This is a genomic window from Gymnodinialimonas ulvae (assembly GCF_037543845.1).
Classification (GTDB): domain Bacteria; phylum Pseudomonadota; class Alphaproteobacteria; order Rhodobacterales; family Rhodobacteraceae; genus Gymnodinialimonas; species Gymnodinialimonas ulvae.
The window spans coordinates 285,074-303,052 of sequence record NZ_JBBIFX010000002.1 but is presented as its reverse complement, the minus strand read 5'-3'; the positions used below and the strand labels follow the sequence as shown (position 1 = coordinate 303,052).

The 17,979-nt window shown below is 61.2% G+C and carries 19 protein-coding genes; 6 read left to right on the top strand and 13 right to left on the bottom strand.

Annotated features, from left to right (window positions below; genetic code table 11):
* Window positions 1-203: 203 nt before the first annotated feature.
* The 7 genes from V8J83_RS11275 to dapA form a co-directional block, all read right to left on the bottom strand.
* Window positions 204-821 (bottom strand): queuosine precursor transporter, encoded by a 618-nt coding sequence (locus V8J83_RS11275; RefSeq protein ID WP_339986405.1) that lies wholly within the window; start codon window positions 819-821, stop codon window positions 204-206.
* 110 nt (window positions 822-931) lie between these two features.
* On the bottom strand, window positions 932-2,116 hold the full coding sequence (locus tag V8J83_RS11270) for an amino acid aminotransferase (protein WP_339986404.1): 1,185 nt from the start codon (window positions 2,114-2,116) through the stop codon (window positions 932-934).
* Window positions 2,117-2,121: 5 nt separating this feature from the next.
* Window positions 2,122-2,676, bottom strand: a complete 555-nt coding sequence (locus tag V8J83_RS11265; protein WP_339986403.1) for a GNAT family N-acetyltransferase — start codon at window positions 2,674-2,676, stop codon at window positions 2,122-2,124.
* On the bottom strand, window positions 2,673-3,536 hold the full coding sequence (gene sseA / locus V8J83_RS11260) for a 3-mercaptopyruvate sulfurtransferase (protein ID WP_339986402.1): 864 nt from the start codon (window positions 3,534-3,536) through the stop codon (window positions 2,673-2,675). Before sseA ends, V8J83_RS11265 begins: the two co-directional genes overlap by 4 nt.
* A 138-nt stretch (window positions 3,537-3,674) precedes the next feature.
* Window positions 3,675-4,151 (bottom strand): SsrA-binding protein SmpB, encoded by a 477-nt coding sequence (smpB, locus tag V8J83_RS11255; protein WP_339986401.1) that lies wholly within the window; start codon window positions 4,149-4,151, stop codon window positions 3,675-3,677.
* 23 nt (window positions 4,152-4,174) lie between these two features.
* Window positions 4,175-4,648, bottom strand: a complete 474-nt coding sequence (locus V8J83_RS11250) for a TrmO family methyltransferase domain-containing protein (RefSeq protein ID WP_339986400.1) — start codon at window positions 4,646-4,648, stop codon at window positions 4,175-4,177.
* Window positions 4,649-5,521: a 4-hydroxy-tetrahydrodipicolinate synthase gene (gene dapA / locus V8J83_RS11245; RefSeq protein ID WP_339986399.1), complete on the bottom strand. Its 873-nt coding sequence runs from the start codon at window positions 5,519-5,521 to the stop codon at window positions 4,649-4,651.
* A gap of 154 nt (window positions 5,522-5,675) precedes the next feature.
* On the opposite strand from dapA, the gene V8J83_RS11240 reads away from it, so the two are divergent.
* The 3 genes from V8J83_RS11240 to V8J83_RS11230 all read left to right on the top strand — a co-directional run bounded on the left by V8J83_RS11240 (window position 5,676) and on the right by V8J83_RS11230 (window position 8,729).
* Complete coding sequence (locus V8J83_RS11240; protein ID WP_339986398.1) at window positions 5,676-7,622, top strand: lytic transglycosylase domain-containing protein; 1,947 nt, start codon at window positions 5,676-5,678, stop codon at window positions 7,620-7,622.
* A 42-nt stretch (window positions 7,623-7,664) separates the two neighbouring features.
* Complete coding sequence (tspO, locus tag V8J83_RS11235) at window positions 7,665-8,135, top strand: tryptophan-rich sensory protein TspO (RefSeq protein ID WP_339986397.1); 471 nt, start codon at window positions 7,665-7,667, stop codon at window positions 8,133-8,135.
* 273 nt (window positions 8,136-8,408) lie between these two features.
* Window positions 8,409-8,729, top strand: a complete 321-nt coding sequence (locus V8J83_RS11230) for a hypothetical protein (RefSeq protein WP_339986396.1) — start codon at window positions 8,409-8,411, stop codon at window positions 8,727-8,729.
* Between the two features lie 137 nt (window positions 8,730-8,866).
* Here V8J83_RS11230 and infB read toward each other — a convergent pair whose 3' ends face one another.
* The 5 genes from infB to V8J83_RS11205 all read right to left on the bottom strand — a co-directional run bounded on the left by infB (window position 8,867) and on the right by V8J83_RS11205 (window position 14,771).
* Window positions 8,867-11,347, bottom strand: a complete 2,481-nt coding sequence (infB, locus tag V8J83_RS11225) for a translation initiation factor IF-2 (RefSeq protein WP_339986395.1) — start codon at window positions 11,345-11,347, stop codon at window positions 8,867-8,869.
* Window positions 11,344-11,976, bottom strand: a complete 633-nt coding sequence (locus tag V8J83_RS11220) for an RNA-binding protein (protein ID WP_339986393.1) — start codon at window positions 11,974-11,976, stop codon at window positions 11,344-11,346. Before V8J83_RS11220 ends, infB begins: the two co-directional genes overlap by 4 nt.
* Window positions 11,977-12,001: 25 nt before the next feature.
* Window positions 12,002-13,780, bottom strand: a complete 1,779-nt coding sequence (nusA, locus tag V8J83_RS11215; protein ID WP_339986392.1) for a transcription termination factor NusA — start codon at window positions 13,778-13,780, stop codon at window positions 12,002-12,004.
* A gap of 5 nt (window positions 13,781-13,785) precedes the next feature.
* Window positions 13,786-14,370 carry a ribosome maturation factor RimP gene (rimP, locus tag V8J83_RS11210; RefSeq protein WP_339986391.1) on the bottom strand — a complete coding sequence of 195 codons (585 nt, stop codon included), beginning with the start codon at window positions 14,368-14,370 and terminating at the stop codon, window positions 13,786-13,788.
* A gap of 143 nt (window positions 14,371-14,513) precedes the next feature.
* The gene (locus V8J83_RS11205; protein WP_339986390.1) at window positions 14,514-14,771 is read right to left on the bottom strand and encodes an I78 family peptidase inhibitor; all 258 of its coding nucleotides are present in this window, start codon (window positions 14,769-14,771) and stop codon (window positions 14,514-14,516) included.
* A gap of 74 nt (window positions 14,772-14,845) precedes the next feature.
* On the opposite strand from V8J83_RS11205, the gene V8J83_RS11200 reads away from it, so the two are divergent.
* The 3 genes from V8J83_RS11200 (at window position 14,846) to V8J83_RS11190 (ending at window position 17,239) form a co-directional block, all read left to right on the top strand.
* Window positions 14,846-15,958 carry an S-(hydroxymethyl)glutathione dehydrogenase/class III alcohol dehydrogenase gene (locus tag V8J83_RS11200; protein ID WP_339986389.1) on the top strand — a complete coding sequence of 371 codons (1,113 nt, stop codon included), beginning with the start codon at window positions 14,846-14,848 and terminating at the stop codon, window positions 15,956-15,958.
* A gap of 31 nt (window positions 15,959-15,989) precedes the next feature.
* On the top strand, window positions 15,990-16,412 hold the full coding sequence (locus V8J83_RS11195; RefSeq protein ID WP_339986388.1) for a hypothetical protein: 423 nt from the start codon (window positions 15,990-15,992) through the stop codon (window positions 16,410-16,412).
* Window positions 16,413-16,525: 113 nt separating this feature from the next.
* Complete coding sequence (locus V8J83_RS11190; RefSeq protein WP_339986387.1) at window positions 16,526-17,239, top strand: NYN domain-containing protein; 714 nt, start codon at window positions 16,526-16,528, stop codon at window positions 17,237-17,239.
* Here the strand turns inward: V8J83_RS11190 and V8J83_RS11185 are convergent.
* Window positions 17,236-17,868: a TetR/AcrR family transcriptional regulator gene (locus V8J83_RS11185; RefSeq protein WP_339986386.1), complete on the bottom strand. Its 633-nt coding sequence runs from the start codon at window positions 17,866-17,868 to the stop codon at window positions 17,236-17,238. The genes V8J83_RS11190 and V8J83_RS11185 overlap by 4 nt on opposite strands.
* Window positions 17,869-17,979: the final 111 nt, after the last annotated feature.

Below are 17,979 nucleotides of genomic sequence, written 5' to 3'. Positions count from 1 at the left end.
CCCTTTCGAAAGTTCAGGAGGTGGGATCGGTTAGGATGTACCACCTTGGGATGGGCGCTGCGCCCAAGGGTTTGCCCTAGAGGCGCGCCTCCCAAGTTGTCCCGTCACACGTCTCCAATACCTTTCTAGACACTGGATCACCTCCTTTCACTTGGTTGCTGTTGCTTTCAGCCTGCCACAGATTTCGTGGTTGTCAAAAGAAATTACGCAACCTGTGCCACAAAACGCCGTGTTATGAGGCGGAATGGGACCAAAGCGATCAAGGCTATAGCAAGTTTGACACCCCAATCGGCAATCGCAAGGCTGACCCAAAGCGGCGCTTCCGGTCCCATTCCCAGGATCGGCAGCACCTCGTTCGCCCAAGCGACATCACCCGGCAGGACCGAGGTCAAAGCGCCGGAGAATGCGATGAAGAAGAACAGGGCCGTGTCCAATGAAGATCCAATTATGCTTGAAATTACAGGGGCTTGCCACCAATTTGCATTCCGCAATCGATCAAAGATCGCCACGTCCAAGAGCTGTGCCGTCAGGAACGCAATGCCGGATCCGATAGCAATGCGCAGCGTCACCAGCGGTCCGAATTCGCCGATGATTTGCGTGCCGATCAGCGAGCAGACGACGCCCACAAGAAAGCCCGCGAACACGACGCGCCGCGCGATCGCTGCGCCGTAAACACGGTTCATGATGTCGGTGACCAGGAAGGCCAGCGGATAGGTAAATGCGCCCCACGTCAGCCATTGGCCGAACAGGAATTGCACAAGGATATTCGATGCGACCACAACGGTCGCCATGGCGAGAACGCCGGGCAGAAGTTTCGTCATTGATTTCGTTCCGTTTTTACAAGGTGGTCGGAGACTTGGCCCCCAATGGCTCCTTTCGGAACAGGGGCAGGCGCGCCGAATACGCTTGTTTCATTGGGCTGTAAAGCCCTTCAGCCCATCACAACGGCCAACGCGCGCGCCACCCTTGGGATCGCTTCAGGCGATAGCCCCGCGACGTTCATCCGACCGTCCCCGACCACATAGACGGCGTGATCTTCGCGCAAGGTATCCACCTGCTGAGGCGTCGCCCCGATGAGGGAGAACATCCCCTGATGCGCGGCCAGGGCCCCGAAACGGTCCGATCCGGTTTCCGCCCGCATGGCGTCTGCCAGCGCGCGGCGGTTGCGCAGGATCGTCGCACGCATGGCCGTCAACTCGGCCTCCCATGCCTGTCGCAAGGTGGCGTCGTGCAGGATCACATCGACGATCCGCGCGCCATGATCCGGCGGAAACGAAAAGCTGTTGCGGTTCATCGCAACCAGATGGCCCTGCGCGGCGTCTCGCGGCGCGCCATCCTGCGTGATGGCAAACGCGGCCCCCGCCCTATCGCGGTAAAGGCCAAAGTTCTTGGAACAACTGGCCGCCAGCAGCACAGTCGGCAAACGCTGCGCCAAAAGGCGCGGTCCGGCCATGTCCTCGGCCAACCCGGCTCCGAACCCCTGATAGGCCACGTCGATCAAGGGGATCGCGCCCGTTTGAAGGCAAATCGCAGCGACCTCTTCCCAATCCGTCAGGCTCAGATCCGCGCCGCTGGGATTGTGACAACATCCGTGCAAGACGATCACGTCGCCCGCTTTTGCCATCCGCAGATCTTCAATCATGCCGTCCCGGTCGAGCCCGTTGGTGGCCCGATCAAGGTAACGATAGGATGTGCAATCGAAGCCCAAATGCCCGGCCATTCCCGCGTGGATCGGCCAGCTTGGATCCGAAATCCAGACCCGCGCATCAGGCGTCACAACGCGGACCATCTCCAACACTTGCCGCAATGCGCTTGTGCCGCCCACGGTCGCAATCCCGGCCACGCGCGCCGCAGGCACAACCTCGCCCAACAACAGATCCCGCATCCCGTCAACGAACCCCTGATCCCCCGCAAAGCCGAGGTAGGCCTTCGTATCCTGCGTTTCGAGAATCCGGCGCTCGGCGTCCTTCACAGCGGCCATCACCGGTGTGCGGCCCTCGGCATCGCGGTAAAGCCCCACCAGAAGATCAACCTTGTCGGGTCGCGGATCAGCGGCGAAGGCTCCGGTCAGGCGGAATATCTTGTCGGGCTCAGGTGGCGTGAGCGTTGCAAACATGGACCTCAGGCCTTTCGATCATATACCAGAACCCGGCGCCGCTCCTCGCGCTCGACCGGCTTGAAGCCCATCTTCTGATAGAGCGGCAGTGCCGATGGGTGATCGAGGGTGCAGGTGTTCACACTCATCTTTTCAACACCCGTGCGCTCCCAGCCCGTGGCGATGGCGGTCTCCAACAACGGCCGTCCAAGACCGGTGCCAACAGCCTGCGGAACAAGGCCGAAATAGGCCAGATCACAGACCCCCGGCTGCCGCCAATCGAGCATGAAGAACCCGGCAGGCCACCCGTTACGAATGGCGGTCCAGATCACCACATCGGGATCACGGACAAAGGCTTGCAGCGCGGCGGGGTCGCGCTCGGCCTGCTCGAACCGGTCCTGCCATTCGTACTCGCGTCCCACCGCATCGTAGAGCGACAGGAAATACCAAACTGGCGGGTCGATGGCCCGGTCGAGGCGGATATCACCGTCCAGTTGCGGCATCCCGAAATCCGGGCGCTGCGTCATCTCAAGATAGGTGATCGTGAACGGCACTTCGGTGCCTGCGGGCAGGATCTTCATCCCGTCTCAACCGCCAGCTGTTCGAACTGGCCCCATTCCGCCCAGGACCCGTCGTAGAGCGAGACATCAAGGTTACCAAGCCGCGTCAGCCCCAGCATAACGATCGCCGCCGTCACGCCCGAACCGCAGGTCGTGATGATGCGTTTGTCCACATCCACGCCCGCCGCCTCGAACGCCGCGCGCAGGGCGTCGCCCTCTTTCATCGTACCGTCCGCATTGAACAGGGTAGCGTAATGCACATTCTTCGAATTCGGGATATGCCCGGCGCGCAAACCGGCGCGCGCCTCGGGCTCCTCGCCCCGGAACCGGCCCGGGCTTCGGGCATCGACGATCTGCCAATCGCCCAACTTGCTGGCCGAGGCGACTTGCGTGACATCTTTTACCAGATGCGCTTGACGCTGAACGGTCATGTGTCGGTCGCGCACGACCGGGGGCATGTCTTCAATCGGGCGCCCTTCGGTCTGCCACTTCGGCAAGCCACCGTCCAACACGGCCACATCCATCTTTCCCATCAGGCGGAAATTCCACCAAACGCGCGCGGCGGAGAACAGGCCCATCCCGTCGTAGATCACAACCTGATGGCCATCGCCGACACCCATAGCACGCATCCGGGACATGAACTTTTCAACCGGGGCAACCATATGGGGCAGCGCGCTACGCGCATCCGAGATTTCATCGATGTCGAAAAAACGCGCGCCGGGGATATGGACGGCGTCGTATTCCGCCTTCGCATCGCGCCCCATTTCGGGCAGGTAATATGAGGCGTCGATGACCCGCAGGTCCGGGTCATTGAGGTGCGCGGCCAGCCAGTCGGTCGAAACCAGGGTCTTGGGATCGTCTCCGGTGATCACGCCAGCCATGCGCCGTACTCCTGTGCAAACTCGCCGCACGTCCTACGCCGCCGCCCTCACCCACGCAAGCCTCGGCGCGCGCGGCCCCTGGCTTCATCTTGCCCAAAAAACCTCCCCCGGAGGGCCGCTTTGCCCAAGGCGCGGGCCTCAGCCGTTTTGCTTGAGCAGGCGCTGTTTCTGGCGGTTCCAATCGCGTTTGGCCGAGGTTTCGCGCTTGTCCTGGTTCTTCTTGCCCTTCGCCACGCCGATCTTCATTTTCACGAAGCCCTTGTGGTTGAAGTACATCACCAGCGGAACCAGTGTCATGCCCTCGCGCTGGGTGGCGTTCCACAGCCGCGATAATTCCCGCTTGGACGCCAGCAATTTGCGCCGTCGCTTTTCTTCATGCTGGAAGGTCTTGGCCTGTTTGTAGGGCGCGATGTAGGAATTCACGAGCCACAGCTCGCCGTCCTTCACCTCCGCATAACTCTCCGCGATGTTTGAGCCGCCCGTGCGCAGGCTTTTGACCTCGGACCCTTCCAGGATGATCCCAACCTCAAGATCGCTCTCGATTGCATAATCGAAACGTGCGCGCCGGTTTTCGGCGATGACCTTGTAGTTCGGGTTTTCGGGTTGCTTTGCCATGGGCCGCATATAAGCGCTGTCGCTCAGGGTCGCCAGCCCGGTGGAACATCAACCGTCGCAATCCACGGCTTGATGTCGAGCACCGGCGTCCCGTCCCAGGCGTCCGTCGTATCAATTCCCACGGTCAGGCCGTCGATTGACGTGATGACTAGCGTTGCCAGCGCAATGGGGTTCGGGCGCACTGGGCTACGCAGGCTGAAGGTGCCGCGTGGCCCGGCAGCGTGTTTGGGCGATTGTGTCGCAAGGTTTCGTTCGCCGCGATCGACCCAGTAGAGCACCTGGATCGGTTGGCCGACCTCAAGACCGAGCAACGCCTCCGCGTATCCGTCAAGAAGCTCGATCCGCGCGGCTTTGCCTGTGTCGCGTGCCTGGCGCAGGTTCTTGGGCGCCGTGCCGGGCCGCCAATCGCTCCGAATATGGCCGATGAAGGTGACGCCTGCGTCGATCCGCGACGCCGGATCAAATGGCAAAAGGCGCTCACCCTCACGCGGGGCCATCTAGTTTATCAGACCGGCGTGCCGCATCCCGGCCTCGATCTGCGCCTTTGTTGCGTCACTCACATCCGTCAAAGGCAGGCGCACCTCGTCGCTGCAATGGCCCAGAACCGACAATCCGTATTTCGCCCCGGCCAGGCCCGGCTCTGCAAAGATCGCGGCATGCAGCGGCATGAGGCGGTCTTGATAGTCCAGCGCCGTGGCATAGTCGCCGGATAGCGTCGCGGCCTGCATCTCGGCGCAAAGCTTGGGCGCCACATTCGCCGTGACGCTGATGCAGCCATTGCCGCCTTGCGCGTTGAAGCCCACAGCGGTCGGGTCCTCGCCGCTCAACTGGATGAAATCGGTCCCGCAGGTCAGACGCGTCTGCGGCACGCGGCTGAGGTCGGCGGTGGCATCCTTCACGCCGACGATGTTGGGCAGCTTGGCCAATTCACCCATGGTTTCTGGGGTCATATCGACCACCGAGCGGGGCGGAATGTTGTAGATGTAAATGGGGAGGCCGACCTCGTTGAGAGCACTGAAATGCGCGATCAACCCGCGTTGCGTCGGCTTGTTATAGTAAGGCGTCACCACAAGGGCCGCGTCTGCGCCGACCTCCTTGGCGAATTCGACAAAGCGCAGCGCTTCGACGGTGTTGTTCGACCCGGCACCGGCCATTACCGGTATCCGTCCATCGGCGGTGTCCACGACGCAGCGGATCACGGCCTCATGCTCGTTATGGGTCAGGGTTGGGCTTTCCCCGGTCGTTCCCACCGGCACCAGCCCATTGGTGCCCTCGGCGACATGCCATTCCACCAGGCGTTTGAGCGCGTCGAAGTCCACATCTCCATGTGTCATCGGGGTGACCAGAGCGACCTGAGAGCCTTGGAACATCACGCGCGTCCTTTGTGATCAAGCGGGTTTCGTAACGACGTGTCGCCCCAATACGCCCCCCGCACCGAATTGCCAAGTTCGTGAGTTGCGTCTGCGCATATCTGCCCTATCCTAAGGCTTCTGGGGATTTGATGAACTTGGAGACGCCGCCACCATGCGACGCCTGATACCGCTTTGCCTTCTCGCCCTGCTTTCAACAGCCCCGGCGACCTTATCCGCCCAGACCGATAGCCAGGCGCTGGCTGCTGCGCTCGACGCCTACAATCGCGGTGATCTTGCGGGTGGCTCCGCCGCGGCGCGGACCCTTGATGATCCTGTGGCGCTTGATCTGCTGGCCTGGACCCGTCTGCGGCGCGGGGAGGGGGATTTCGGCGAGTATATCTCGTTTGTCGAACGCAATCCGGATTGGCCCGGCCTGCGATACCTCCGCCGACAGGGGGAGCCGTCTATCCCCGATGGCGGTGACCCGCGGAACGTTCTGGATTTCTTCGCCGAGGACCTTCCGCAAACCGGGGCCGGGGCCTTGGCCTATGCCCGCGCCTTGGAAGAAACCGGTGATCGTGCCGGCGCCGAGGCCGAGGTGATCCGCGCATGGACATCTCTGGTGATGACCGGATCGCACGCTCAGGCGCTGAACCGCGCTTATGGCTCGATCCTGACCGAGGCGCATCATATCGCGCGGCTCGATCATTTGTTGTGGGAAGGCGCCGAGGATCGCGCGCGCGCCATGTTCACGCTCGTGCCCGAAGGTTGGATGGCGATGGCCGAAGCGCGGCTTGCCTTGCGCGAACGGCGGGCCGGTGTGAACGGGTTGATCGACCAAGTGCCCGAGGCGCTGATCGATCATCCGGGGCTGTCCCATGAGCGTTTCCTGTGGCGCATGGCGGAAGGCTATTGGGATAGCGCGGCCGAGCTGATGATGGCGCATTCCGCCAGCGCCGCCGACCTCGGGCGCCCCGCGGATTGGGGCCGCAGGCGGGCCGATCTGGCCCGGGACGTCATGCGCGAAGGCGATCACGAGACCTGTTATCAATACGCGTCCAGTCACCGCATTGGCCCCGAGGAAGACTACATCCGTTTTGCCGATCTGGAATGGATCGCAGGCTACTGCGCCTTTCAACTGGGCAATTTCGACCGCGCCATCGCGCATTTCGGCGACTTCCGCGAAGTTGTCTTCTCGCCGATCTCCGTCGGTCGCGCCGGGTATTGGCTTGGCCGTGCCCACGAAGCAGCGGGCAACGCCGAGCAGGCCGCAGAGGCCTACGCTTTGGGCGCGCAATATCAATCCAGCTTCTACGGTCAGCTTGCACAGGAACGCGGTGGCTTTCCCGTGAACCCCGAATTCATCGGCGACCGCGACTACGGCGACTGGGCCACGGCGGAGTTCACCAACCTGACCGTCTTTCATGCCGCAATGCTTTTGTATGATGCCGATCAACGCACCTTGGCGGAACGGTTCTTCACCCACATCAGCGAACGGCTCGATGAACGCGAAGCCGGAATGATGGGGGATCTGATGCTGGCACTGGGGGAGCCGCATTTCGCGCTTGTCGTGGCGAAGCGCGCCGCGCAATCGGGCCATGAGATCTTCCGCGCTTACTACCCGCTGGCCGATCTTGAAGATGTCGCGTTGCCCATTCCCCGCGCGCTTGCCCTTTCCATTGCGCGGCGTGAAAGCGAGTTTGATCCAGTTGTGGAATCCGGCGCCGGTGCCATCGGCCTGATGCAGGTCATGCCCGCAACGGGTCAGGATTCCGCAGGCGATCTGGGGATCAACTTCTCACTTGCGCGCCTGCGCAGTGATCCGGCCTACAACGTGCTGCTCGGCTCGAACTATATTTCCGGTTTGCTGGAAGCCTATGACGAAAACCCGGTTCTCGTCTCGGTCGGCTATAACGCTGGTCCCGGTCGGGTGCGGCAATGGTTGGAACGGTTCGGTGACCCGCGTCAATCGGATGACGTGATCGACTGGATCGAGGATGTTCCGTTCACCGAAACGCGCAACTACATCATGCGTGTGATCGAAAGCCTGCCGATTTACGAGGCCCAATTGACCGGCACTTTGCCTACAATCGGCATGAGCGACCGCCTGGTGCAATAAAACCATTGTGGATCTCCGCCACTGGTGCGTTAGGTAGAGCCTATGGATTGGACCGTGTTTTTGTTGTTCCTTGGGGCATGCTGCGCAGCGGCGGCGACTGGGTCGATGTTCCCGCCGGGGCAATGGTACCGGGCGTTGTCGAAACCAAGCTGGACCCCCCCTGACTGGTTATTCCCTGTGGCCTGGACAACGCTTTACCTCGCCTCCGCCTATGCGGCGTCGAGGGTGGCTGTCTTGGATGGCAATGCCCATGCGATGGGGTTCTGGGCCATGCAGATCGCGTTGAACGCGCTTTGGACCCCCGTCTTCTTCGGGTTGGAGCGGATCCGCGCAGGCATGGTGGTGCTGGCTTGCCTGTGGCTATCGGTGCTTGGCTCCATGCTCAGCTTTTTTGCAATGGATGCCATCGCGGGCTGGCTGATGGCGCCATATCTTTTGTGGGTCACAGTCGCAGGCGCGCTCAACCTTGCCGTTTGGCGGATGAACCCCGATGCGGTGTCCGACTCGGCCTAACCGCCCCTCTCCGCCCAAACATTTCAAAATCACCGTCTGTTTTCACGCCGCTGAGACCCAGGCTCACGCCCCCGTGGGGTTGGTGCAGCGTGTCGGTGGTTCTGTGCGCAGGTGCACCTAAATCCCCCGTTTCTCGCGGTTCCGTGTATCGTATTTCAGCGCCCCACCCGCCATATTCAGTTCATCGGCAGGCCACAACGGCTCGCCAACGAAACCAAATCAGGGCCGCCTCCCATATCAGGCCCTCCACACAAACTGAGTAGGACCAGTCAAATGAAAAACATCGCAATCATCGCCGCCGTCGCCGCTTCCCTCGCCGCTCCGGCCGTCGCTCAATCCGCAGCCTCCGTCGCCGCGATCCAGCACTTCAACCAGTTCGAAGACAACGCCCTGGAGCGCACCAACGTCAACGGCGTCGGCCAGCGCGTCGCCCCCGCGGGCAACCTGGGCGAGACCTTCTCCGTGCTCAACAGCGTCCAGGACACCGCCTCCGATCGGCGCGGCCTGAACGGCGCAACCGTCGTCAACGGTACCCCAGCCTACGGCGCTGACATCTTCGACCGCCTCCGCGCCGCGTCGCTCGAAGACGAGTAATCTCCCCCCAGCCATCTCTCCCCGGACCGGGCGCCCCTCGCGGGCGCCCTTTTCGGTTTCCGGGCACAGAGTGACGCATCAAAAAAGGGCCGCACAACCCGCGCGGCCCTTTTTTGATGCAACAGTGGGGTGGCGGCTCAGGTGAGAGAGCGCTCGACCTCTTCGCGTTCAAAGATTTCGATGACGTCATCCGGGCGGATGTCATCATAATTCTCGAAAGCCATGCCGCATTCCTGGCCAGACTGCACTTCTTTCACTTCATCCTTGAAGCGCTTGAGCGTCTTCAGCGTACCCTCATGGATCACCACATCATCGCGCAGCAAACGCACACCAGCAGACCGGCGCGCGACGCCTTCGGTTACAAGACACCCCGCAACCGTACCGACGCCCGTGACGCGGAAGGTTTCCTTGATCGTTGCGTAGCCGATGAAGTTTTCGCGGATTTCGGCACCCAGAAGACCGGAAGCGGCCGCTTTCACGTCGTCCACAAGATCGTAGATCACGCTGTAGTAGCGAATCTCGACGCCCTTTTGGTTGGCCGACGCGCGCGCGGGCGCATTCGCCCGGACGTTGAAGCCAATCACGGGCGTGCCCGACGCTTCGGCCAAGCCGATATCCGATTCGGTGATGGCACCCACACCGTAATGCAGGACCCGCACACGGACTTCGTCATTGCCGATCTTTTCAAGCGCCTGAACAATCGCTTCGGCCGAGCCTTGGACGTCGGCCTTCACCACAATCTGCAGCTCCGAGACGCTTTCGTCAGCCTTGGCATTTGCCAGAAGCTGATCAAGCGTTGTCGCGGCTCCTGCGGCGGCACGTTTGTCCTTGGCGGCTTGCTCGCGATATTCCGCAATCTCACGCGCCTGGGCTTCGGTATCGACCACGTTGAGAACGTCGCCGGCCTCGGGTGTTCCGTTGAGGCCAAGAACCTCGACCGGGACCGAAGGGCCAGCTTCCTTAACGCGTTCACCCTGATCATTAACGAGCGCGCGGACCTTACCCCATTGCTCGCCCACGACGAAGATATCGCCTTGCTTGAGCGTCCCGTTCTCGACCAGCACGGTCGCGACAGGTCCGCGTCCCACGTCCAGCTGCGCTTCGATGACGGCACCGGAGGCCGCCCGCTTCGGGTTGGCCTTGAGTTCCAGAAGTTCCGCCTGAAGCGCGATAGCTTCCAGCAATTCCGGCAAGCCCTGACCGGTCATGGCCGAAACCTCGACGTCCTGAACCTCACCCGACATCGCCTCGACGATGACCTCGTGTTGCAAGAGATCCGTACGGACCTTCATCGGATCAGCCGCCGGACGGTCAATCTTGTTGATCGCGACGATCATCGGCACGTTCGCAGCCTTCGCATGGGCGATGGCCTCGATGGTCTGCGGCATGACCGCGTCGTCGGCGGCAACCACCAGAACCACGATATCCGTCACCTGCGCCCCACGAGCCCGCATCGATGTAAACGCCGCGTGGCCAGGTGTGTCGAGGAACGACAGAACCGCGCCGGATTCGGTTGTGACCTGGTAGGCGCCAATATGCTGTGTGATGCCGCCCGCTTCTCCGGAGACAACGTTGGCCTGCCGAATCTTGTCGAGCAGAGAGGTCTTGCCGTGATCGACGTGACCCATGATCGTGATGACAGGCGGACGCGATTCCAGATCTTCGGGTTTGTCCTCGACCGCATCGATCACATCTTCGACGTCCGCGTCGGAGACACGCTGCACCCGGTGACCGAATTCCTCGACGATCAATTCTGCCGTATCGGCATCGATCGGCTGGTTCTGCGTGATCATCATGCCGTTGTTCATCAGAGATTTCACAACGTCGGCGACACGCTCGGACATGCGGTTGGCCAGTTCGGACACGATGATCGTTTCCGGCACCTGCACGTCGCGGATGACCTTTTCACGGTCCACGGACCCGCCCATCGCCTTCTGACGTTGACGTTCCTGCTTGCGCTTCATCGCTGCCATGGAGCGTTGACGACCGCCTTCGCCACCGGCCATCGCCTGGTTGACGGTCAGCTTGCCAGCGCGGCGGCCACCGCCGTCATTTCCACGGCCACGTTCGTTGCGCTTGTTGTCGCGCTCGGGCTCACGGCGGGCGGGTGCGGCCTTGCCACCACCGCGCGGGCCAGCGGCCCCTGCGGCAGGTGTCGCAACCGCGGCCGGATCGGCAGCAGGCGGTGCATTGCGGCGCGCCTCTTCCTCTGCCTTGCGGCGGACATCTTCTTCTTCTTTTGCCTTGAGCGCTTCTTCGCGCTCGCGCTCTTCGCGTTCCTTGGCTTCGGCCTCGGCCCGGCGGCGCGCGCGCTCTTCCTCGCGCTCGCGCTCTTCGGCAACGCGGCGCTGTTCGTCTTCAACTTCGCGGGCCTTGGCGTTTTGCAACGCTTTCAGGCGACGTTCCATTTCGGCGTCGGGCACCGACTTTTCACGCTTGCCGCCTTCGGCGTTCTGCGCAGCCGCCGACTGTGCGCCGGGCTTGGGCACCATCACGCGCTTGCGCTTTGTCTCGACAACAACAGACTTCGTCCGTCCGCGTGAGAAGCTTTGGTTCACGCGGCCTGACCGAGCTCCACCAGAGAGCCCAAGGGGTTTTTTTCCGTCCTGATCGCTCATGCGTCTTTTTCGTCTTTCCCGGTGGTCTGGCCACCGTCTGCAATGCGCAGTCCCTGGAGTTTCGCGGCCCCCTCTACAACACGGGGGGCGAGTCCACCAGCGGCAAGCGCGCCATGTATCACACTTTGGCGTCCGAATGCCAAACCCAATTCCTTGGCGGTCAAGACGCTGAAATATCGGGCCCCTTCCGGGGTCCAGAGTTTCGATTTTCCACGTTCAGACCCATCGGAAGCCTGAAGCAGAACCGCGACCTTTTTTGTGGCCAGCCAATCCTTCACTTTTTCAAAGCCCGCAACCGCGCCCCCAGCCTTGCGGTTGAGCGCGATGAGTTCGGTCAAACGGCGCGCCAAGGCGGCCTCAACCCGGTCGACCAGATCCTCGGGCACCGCCACTTGTTGCCGGGCCGCGCGGGCGAAAAGGTTCTTCGTAACCGCCAGCTCAAGTGCCGCACGGTCTGCACTCACCCAGATGCCCCGCCCCGGCAACCGCTCCAGAATATCTGGCGCGATCTGGCCATCCGGGGCCACGACAAACCGGATCAGGCCCCGCTTTGGTGCCGTCTCGCCGGTGGCGATGCACTTGCGTTCAGGACCGTCGTCTCGGTCCTTATGTCGGCCACCGCGGCTCATTGGCGCGGGCGCGGGCCAGAGGGCGTTAGCCCTCTGCCGTCTCCGTGGTTTCAGCCGCTGCTTCGGCCTCTGCGGCGGCTTGCGCTTCAAGCTCTTCAATCGTCACCCAGCCAAGCTGCAGACGTGCGGTCATTACCATGTTCTGCGCTTCCTCAATGCTAAGTTCAAAAGGTTCCAGAAGTCCGTCATCCTTGACGCGCTCGCCGTCAACCGTGGTCCAGCCACCGGCCAGTTCCCAGTCGGCACAGGTTGCGAAATCATCCAGCGTCTTCACGCCATCTTCGCCAAGGGCCACCAACATCTGGGGCGTCAGGCCTTCAAATGCAATGAGGCTTTCCTCAACGCCTAGCTCTTTCGCATGCTCCAGCGCTTTCTTGTTCTGCTCTTCGAGGTAATCACGCGCGCGTGCCTGAAGCTCGGTCGCGGTGTCTTGATCAACCCCGTCGATCACCAGCAGCTCGTCCAATTCGACATAGGCAACTTCTTCCAGCGCCGTGAAGCCTTCCGACACCAGAAGCTGCGCGAAGAATTCGTCCAGATCGAGCGTGTCCATGAACAGCTTCGTGCGCTCTTCGAACTCGGCCTGACGGCGTTTGGATTCCTCCTCCTCGGTCAGGATGTCGATATCCAACCCGGTCAGCTGCGACGCGAGACGCACGTTCTGACCGCGGCGACCAATCGCAAGCGAAAGCTGCTCGTCGGGCACCACCACTTCGATCTTGCCCGCGTCTTCGTCAAGAACCACCTTCGTGACTTCGGCCGGTTGAAGCGCGTTCACCAGGAAGGTCGGCGCATCTTCGTTCCACGGGATGATGTCGATCTTTTCGCCCTGAAGCTCGTTTACGACGGCCTGTACACGGCTGCCGCGCATGCCGACGCACGCGCCGACCGGATCAATGCCGCTGTCGTAGGAAATCACGGCGATCTTGGCGCGCGAGCCGGGGTCGCGGGCGACGGCCTTGATCTCGATGATGCCGTCGTAAATCTCGGGCACTTCCATCTTGAACAACTCGGCCATGAATTCCGGCGCCGTGCGCGACAGGAAGATCTGGTGGCCCCGATTCTCGCGGCGCACATCCTTGATGTAGCAACGGATGCGGTCGCCGTTGCGATACGCTTCGCGGCCAATCTTTTCGTTGCGCCGCAGCTGCGCCTCGCCCGCGCCCACATCGACGATGACGTTGCCGTATTCCTCGCGCTTGACCACACCGTTGATGATCTGACCGGCGCGATCCTTGAATTCCTCGTACTGACGGTCACGCTCAGCTTCGCGCACCTTCTGCAGAATCACCTGCTTGGCGCTTTGCGCGGCGATGCGGCCCATTTCAACCGGCGGCACTTCGTCTGCGATCATGTCGCCCAGTTCCGGGGCCACGTTCTGATCGACACCCTCGGTCAGCATGCGGTCCACTTCGGTCGGAGCGCGCATCACGAAGCGCTTCACATCGCGCGTTTCGATCAGTTCACCTTCCTCGTCGTAGATCGGCGATTTGGCGTTGAAGACCACAACGTTCGGGCGTTCGCCCTTGACCAGTGCAACCGCCTCTTCCGGCGGCATTTCGGCCTTGTCGTTTTCCAGGATCTCGGGATCGGTCACGGTGCGCACGCGCGTGAATGTCGCGCGGCCCGTTTTGCGGTCGATGGAAACGCGGATATCAAGCTCCGAGCCGTAGCGCGACTTCGCGGCGCGGGCGAGGCTTTCTTCCATCGCCTCGACCACAAGGCCGGGTTCGATCATCTTCTCGCGCGCCACGGCTTCCGCGGTTTGCAACAGTTCCAGCTGGTTGGCTGATGTGATGGCCATGGGTCTTACTCCTCAGGCGTCGAGGGCTCTTCCTCGATTTCGTCAAATTGGGTCTCGTCGATGATGCCCGCTGCCTTGCGTTGCTTGAGCATCTCTTTGATCAGATCTTCGGTCAGGACAAGTTTCGCGTCGCTGAGCCAATCGAAGTTCAGCCCGACGGTTTGCGTTTCGCCGTTCACGTCGAGGTTCAGAAGAACATCGTCTCCCTCGACCCCCGCCAACATGCCTTTGAATCGGCGGCGGCCGTCGATCATATCGGTGGTCTCGATCTTCGCCTCGTAGCCCTCGAAGGTCTCGAAATCCTTGAGCCGCGTCAGGGGCCGGTCGATCCCGGGGCTCGACACTTCGAGCGCGTAGGCCTCTTCCAGCGGATCCTCGACATCAAGCAGCACGGAGATTGCATTTGAAATCTCGGCACATTCATCGACCTCGATCCCGCCTTCGGGGCGTTCGGCCATGACCTGCAGCGTGTTCGTCTTGCCGCCCATCACACGAATACGCACGACCTCGAACCCCAGGTTTTCGATCACCGGGGTCAGGATTTCGGCCATACGACGGTCGATGGAGGTTTTTGCAATCAGGTCAGACATGCGTTCGGATATGGGTCCTAAAAACAAAAAAGCGGGCCGTGCGGCCCGCTGCGAGTGTCGGTGGTGCCGGAGTGTCGGCGCCGCTGTTGAGGCGCATATAGGGGGAATCAGCAGCGCGCACAAGCGGCTCTTGGATCTCGGCCCTATCCGCAGCGAATGGTATCGATCACGCCCTCATCGACAAGGATGTTCAGACGCTCTGGCCGATAGTCCAGCGTCAGGGCGTCTTCGGGGCCGTGAACGCGCATGATCCGGTCTGGAAAAGAGAGCATCTCAACGATGGCGCCTGTCTGACCGACCAACCCCTGCAAACCAGCAGCACCGCAAGTATCCTCTGCCTCCTGGGCCTGCGCGCATCCGACGATCACACAGGCAAAGGCGAAAACCATCATACGTGTCATGCTATCCTCCGTTGCTTTGCAACCGAGATTGTCACAGTCTCACCGCAAAACAAGTCTGTGGGAGGACCAGGACAATGCGGACACGTGCAGCCGTCGCACTCGAAGCGGGCAAACCGCTCGAAATCATGGAGGTGAACCTTGATGGCCCGAAGGCCGGTGAGGTTCTGGTGGAAATCAAAGCCACTGGCATTTGCCACACCGATGAATTCACTCTGTCTGGCGCGGATCCCGAGGGGCTGTTCCCTGCGATCCTTGGCCACGAAGGGGCGGGCGTTGTGCTTGAGGTCGGGCCCGGTGTGACCTCGCTTGAGCCGGGTGATCACGTTATTCCACTTTACACCGCCGAATGTCGCGAATGCGAATACTGCCTGCATCCCAAGACCAACCTTTGCCAGAAGGTCCGGGCGACCCAAGGCCAGGGCCTGATGCCCGACGGCACCTCACGGTTCTCGATGCTCGATGGCACGCCGATCCTGCACTACATGGGTTGCTCGACTTTTTCGAACCACACGGTGCTTCCGGAAATATCGCTGGCCAAGGTCCGCAAGGACGCGCCGTTCGACAAGATCTGCTACATCGGCTGTGGGGTGACGACCGGCATCGGCGCGGTGATCTACACCGCAAAAGCCGAGATCGGCAGCCGCGCGATTGTCTTCGGCCTGGGCGGGATTGGCCTGAACGTGATCCAGGGCCTGCGCCTTGCGGGCGCGGATCAGATCGTTGGCGTCGACATCAACCCCGGCAAGGTCGAGATGGCCACGCATTTCGGCATGACCGATTACGTGAACCCGACCGAGGTGGAGGGCGATCTTGTCGGCCATCTGGTCGAACTGACCGGTGGCGGTGCGGATTATACCTTCGACGCAACCGGAAACGTGCAGGTGATGCGGGCCGCGCTGGAATCGGCGCACAAGGGTTGGGGTGAATCCATCATTATCGGTGTCGCGCCCGCGGGGGCGGAAATCTCCACCCGTCCATTCCAGCTTGTGACCGGGCGTTCGTGGCGCGGAACGGCCTTCGGCGGGGCGCGTGGTCGCACGGATGTGCCGCAGATCGTGGATTGGTACATGGACGGCAAGATCGAGATTGATCCGATGATCACCCACACGCTGGCTTTGGATGACATCAACGACGGTTTCGACCTGATGCATGCCGGCAAATCGATCCGTTCCGTTGTGGTCTACTGATCGCCGCCGCAGTGCTTTGAAAGGACCGTTCATGAAGAAAAAACTGATTGCGGCGACGCTGTCCCTTCCGCTGTCCGGCGCCGCCCTGGCCGAGGGCTGGACCGTGACTGATTTCACCCCCCTGGGCAATCTGACCACCTGCATGAACTACGCCGAAACCACCTTTAATACCTACCGCACACGCTTTGGCGGCGACGGGTTCACGGGCCGGTCGAACTGGACAATCGGCGGTTATGACCTGCGTGGAGAGGCCATTGATGGCCTGTTTATCTGCGCCGAGGAGGACGGCGTGGTTGATCCTTTTCTGGTCGTCTACAATGACGATGACGACAGTGACGCGCGCGAAACCATTGCGGACCGACTTGGTGATATCTGGGATGAAGTCGTCGCGGGCAATGGCGTTCCCGGTGCCGCCGCGCCCGTGCCGGCACCGGCCCCTGCCGTCACGAAATAAGCAGGCGCCAAGTGTTGGGGGTGGTGCCGCACAACGCGCCACCGCGGATTGATCGCAAAGTGTTTCAACCCTTCGCGCGTTGTGTCAGACAGGCGTAAAAAAGGGGTATCCCAATGGCCAACGACACGCCGCTTCTTGCTGTTCTGATCGACGCGGACAACACCAGCCACAAGCACGCGAAAGCCATCTTTGATGAAATTGCGGGGTTCGGCGAGGCCTCTGTACGGCGTATATACGGCGACTTCAGCTCGACGCATATGAAGGGCTGGTCGAACGTTCAGGCCGAATACGGCATCGTCCCGTTCCACCAACCCGCCAATACGGTTGGCAAAAACGCATCCGACATCGCGCTGGTAATCGATGCGATGGACCTTATGCATTCCAGCCGGTTCGATGGGTTTGTCCTGTGTTCCTCCGACAGCGATTTCACGCGACTGGCCAGCCGGATCCGCGAACAAGGACTCGACGTTTACGGGATTGGTCAACAGAAGACGCCCGAAGCGTTCCGCAAGGCTTGCAAACGCTTCATCTTCATCGAGAACATCTTACCCGAGGCGCCCAAAGGCGAAGACAAGTCCAATGGCAAGCCCAAGGCGCAACCCATCAACGAAGCGCGTGACCTGATCTTCCGGGCGATGGATTCCATCGAGCAGGCCGACGATTGGTATTCATTGGGTCAGCTGGGGCAATACATGACCGCCGCCAACCCCGATTTCGACACCCGCACCTATGGCAAGCGCAAGCTGAGCGATCTGGTCGAGAGCTTGAAGATGCTTGAAGTCAAACGCGGTGCTGGCAATCAGCTTCTGGTGCGGCGTCTCGATTAACCGACGGCTTCCGGCACCCGACGATACCGTGCAAGGAACGTCCGGACCGCCTCATCCACGATGCGATCAATATCGGCATCGGTCGGGTTCTTCTCGATCCCGAACAGGACCTTCAGGAGAAGATCCGTGCGGCAAAGCTGCGCCAATTGATCGGCCGCAAGGAACGGGTCCTCGATATCAAGCACCGCGCGGGCCTTGTCGCTGCTGAGGAATCCCGCGATCTTTACGCCCCAATGCTTCGGGCCGCTCTCGTAGAAGGTCACGCCCAGTTCCGGGAACCGTTTGCCCTCCGCCACGCAGACACGGAACATGTCCTGCCCAAAATCGCTCAGGAAGAATGTGATCAGCTTCTTGCAGATCACCCCCAGCTTTTCCTCGATGGACAATCCGGTCTGCTCAAACAGAACCTCAACCTCGGACTGCGCGTCGCATTCAAGCTTGAGAACTTCCAGAAACAGATGCTGCTTGTCAGGGAAATACGAATAAAGCGTCGCTTTCGACACCCCCGCATCGCGCGCAATCTCGTCCACGGACGCGCCTTCGAAGCCCTCACGCATGAAAACAGCACGCGCACCGGCGATGACCTGGTCGAATTTTCGACCCTTTTTGATCTGCGTCTCGACGTTCATCTGATATGGGCTTCCCTTCCTGCACCTATTGTAAACTAACCAGTTCAGTTTCGGCAAGATATACGTTTCGCAACCCGTGATCTCTGGACAGGGACCAACGGGTGACGTAGC

Coding starts and splice junctions, on each gene's coding strand:
- infB (WP_339986395.1), bottom strand. CDS start 11,347: ATGAGCGATCAGGACGGAAAAAAACCCCTTGGGCTCTCTGGTGGAGCT.
- V8J83_RS11190 (WP_339986387.1), top strand. CDS start 16,526: ATGGCCAACGACACGCCGCTTCTTGCTGTTCTGATCGACGCGGACAAC.
- V8J83_RS11275 (WP_339986405.1), bottom strand. CDS start 821: ATGACGAAACTTCTGCCCGGCGTTCTCGCCATGGCGACCGTTGTGGTC.
- V8J83_RS11200 (WP_339986389.1), top strand. CDS start 14,846: ATGCGGACACGTGCAGCCGTCGCACTCGAAGCGGGCAAACCGCTCGAA.
- dapA (WP_339986399.1), bottom strand. CDS start 5,521: ATGTTCCAAGGCTCTCAGGTCGCTCTGGTCACCCCGATGACACATGGA.
- V8J83_RS11250 (WP_339986400.1), bottom strand. CDS start 4,648: ATGGCCCCGCGTGAGGGTGAGCGCCTTTTGCCATTTGATCCGGCGTCG.
- V8J83_RS11270 (WP_339986404.1), bottom strand. CDS start 2,116: ATGTTTGCAACGCTCACGCCACCTGAGCCCGACAAGATATTCCGCCTG.
- V8J83_RS11205 (WP_339986390.1), bottom strand. CDS start 14,771: ATGACACGTATGATGGTTTTCGCCTTTGCCTGTGTGATCGTCGGATGC.
- V8J83_RS11195 (WP_339986388.1), top strand. CDS start 15,990: ATGAAGAAAAAACTGATTGCGGCGACGCTGTCCCTTCCGCTGTCCGGC.
- V8J83_RS11265 (WP_339986403.1), bottom strand. CDS start 2,676: ATGAAGATCCTGCCCGCAGGCACCGAAGTGCCGTTCACGATCACCTAT.
- nusA (WP_339986392.1), bottom strand. CDS start 13,780: ATGGCCATCACATCAGCCAACCAGCTGGAACTGTTGCAAACCGCGGAA.
- V8J83_RS11220 (WP_339986393.1), bottom strand. CDS start 11,976: ATGAGCCGCGGTGGCCGACATAAGGACCGAGACGACGGTCCTGAACGC.
- rimP (WP_339986391.1), bottom strand. CDS start 14,370: ATGTCTGACCTGATTGCAAAAACCTCCATCGACCGTCGTATGGCCGAA.
- V8J83_RS11185 (WP_339986386.1), bottom strand. CDS start 17,868: ATGAACGTCGAGACGCAGATCAAAAAGGGTCGAAAATTCGACCAGGTC.
- tspO (WP_339986397.1), top strand. CDS start 7,665: ATGGATTGGACCGTGTTTTTGTTGTTCCTTGGGGCATGCTGCGCAGCG.
- V8J83_RS11240 (WP_339986398.1), top strand. CDS start 5,676: ATGCGACGCCTGATACCGCTTTGCCTTCTCGCCCTGCTTTCAACAGCC.
- smpB (WP_339986401.1), bottom strand. CDS start 4,151: ATGGCAAAGCAACCCGAAAACCCGAACTACAAGGTCATCGCCGAAAAC.
- V8J83_RS11230 (WP_339986396.1), top strand. CDS start 8,409: ATGAAAAACATCGCAATCATCGCCGCCGTCGCCGCTTCCCTCGCCGCT.
- sseA (WP_339986402.1), bottom strand. CDS start 3,536: ATGGCTGGCGTGATCACCGGAGACGATCCCAAGACCCTGGTTTCGACC.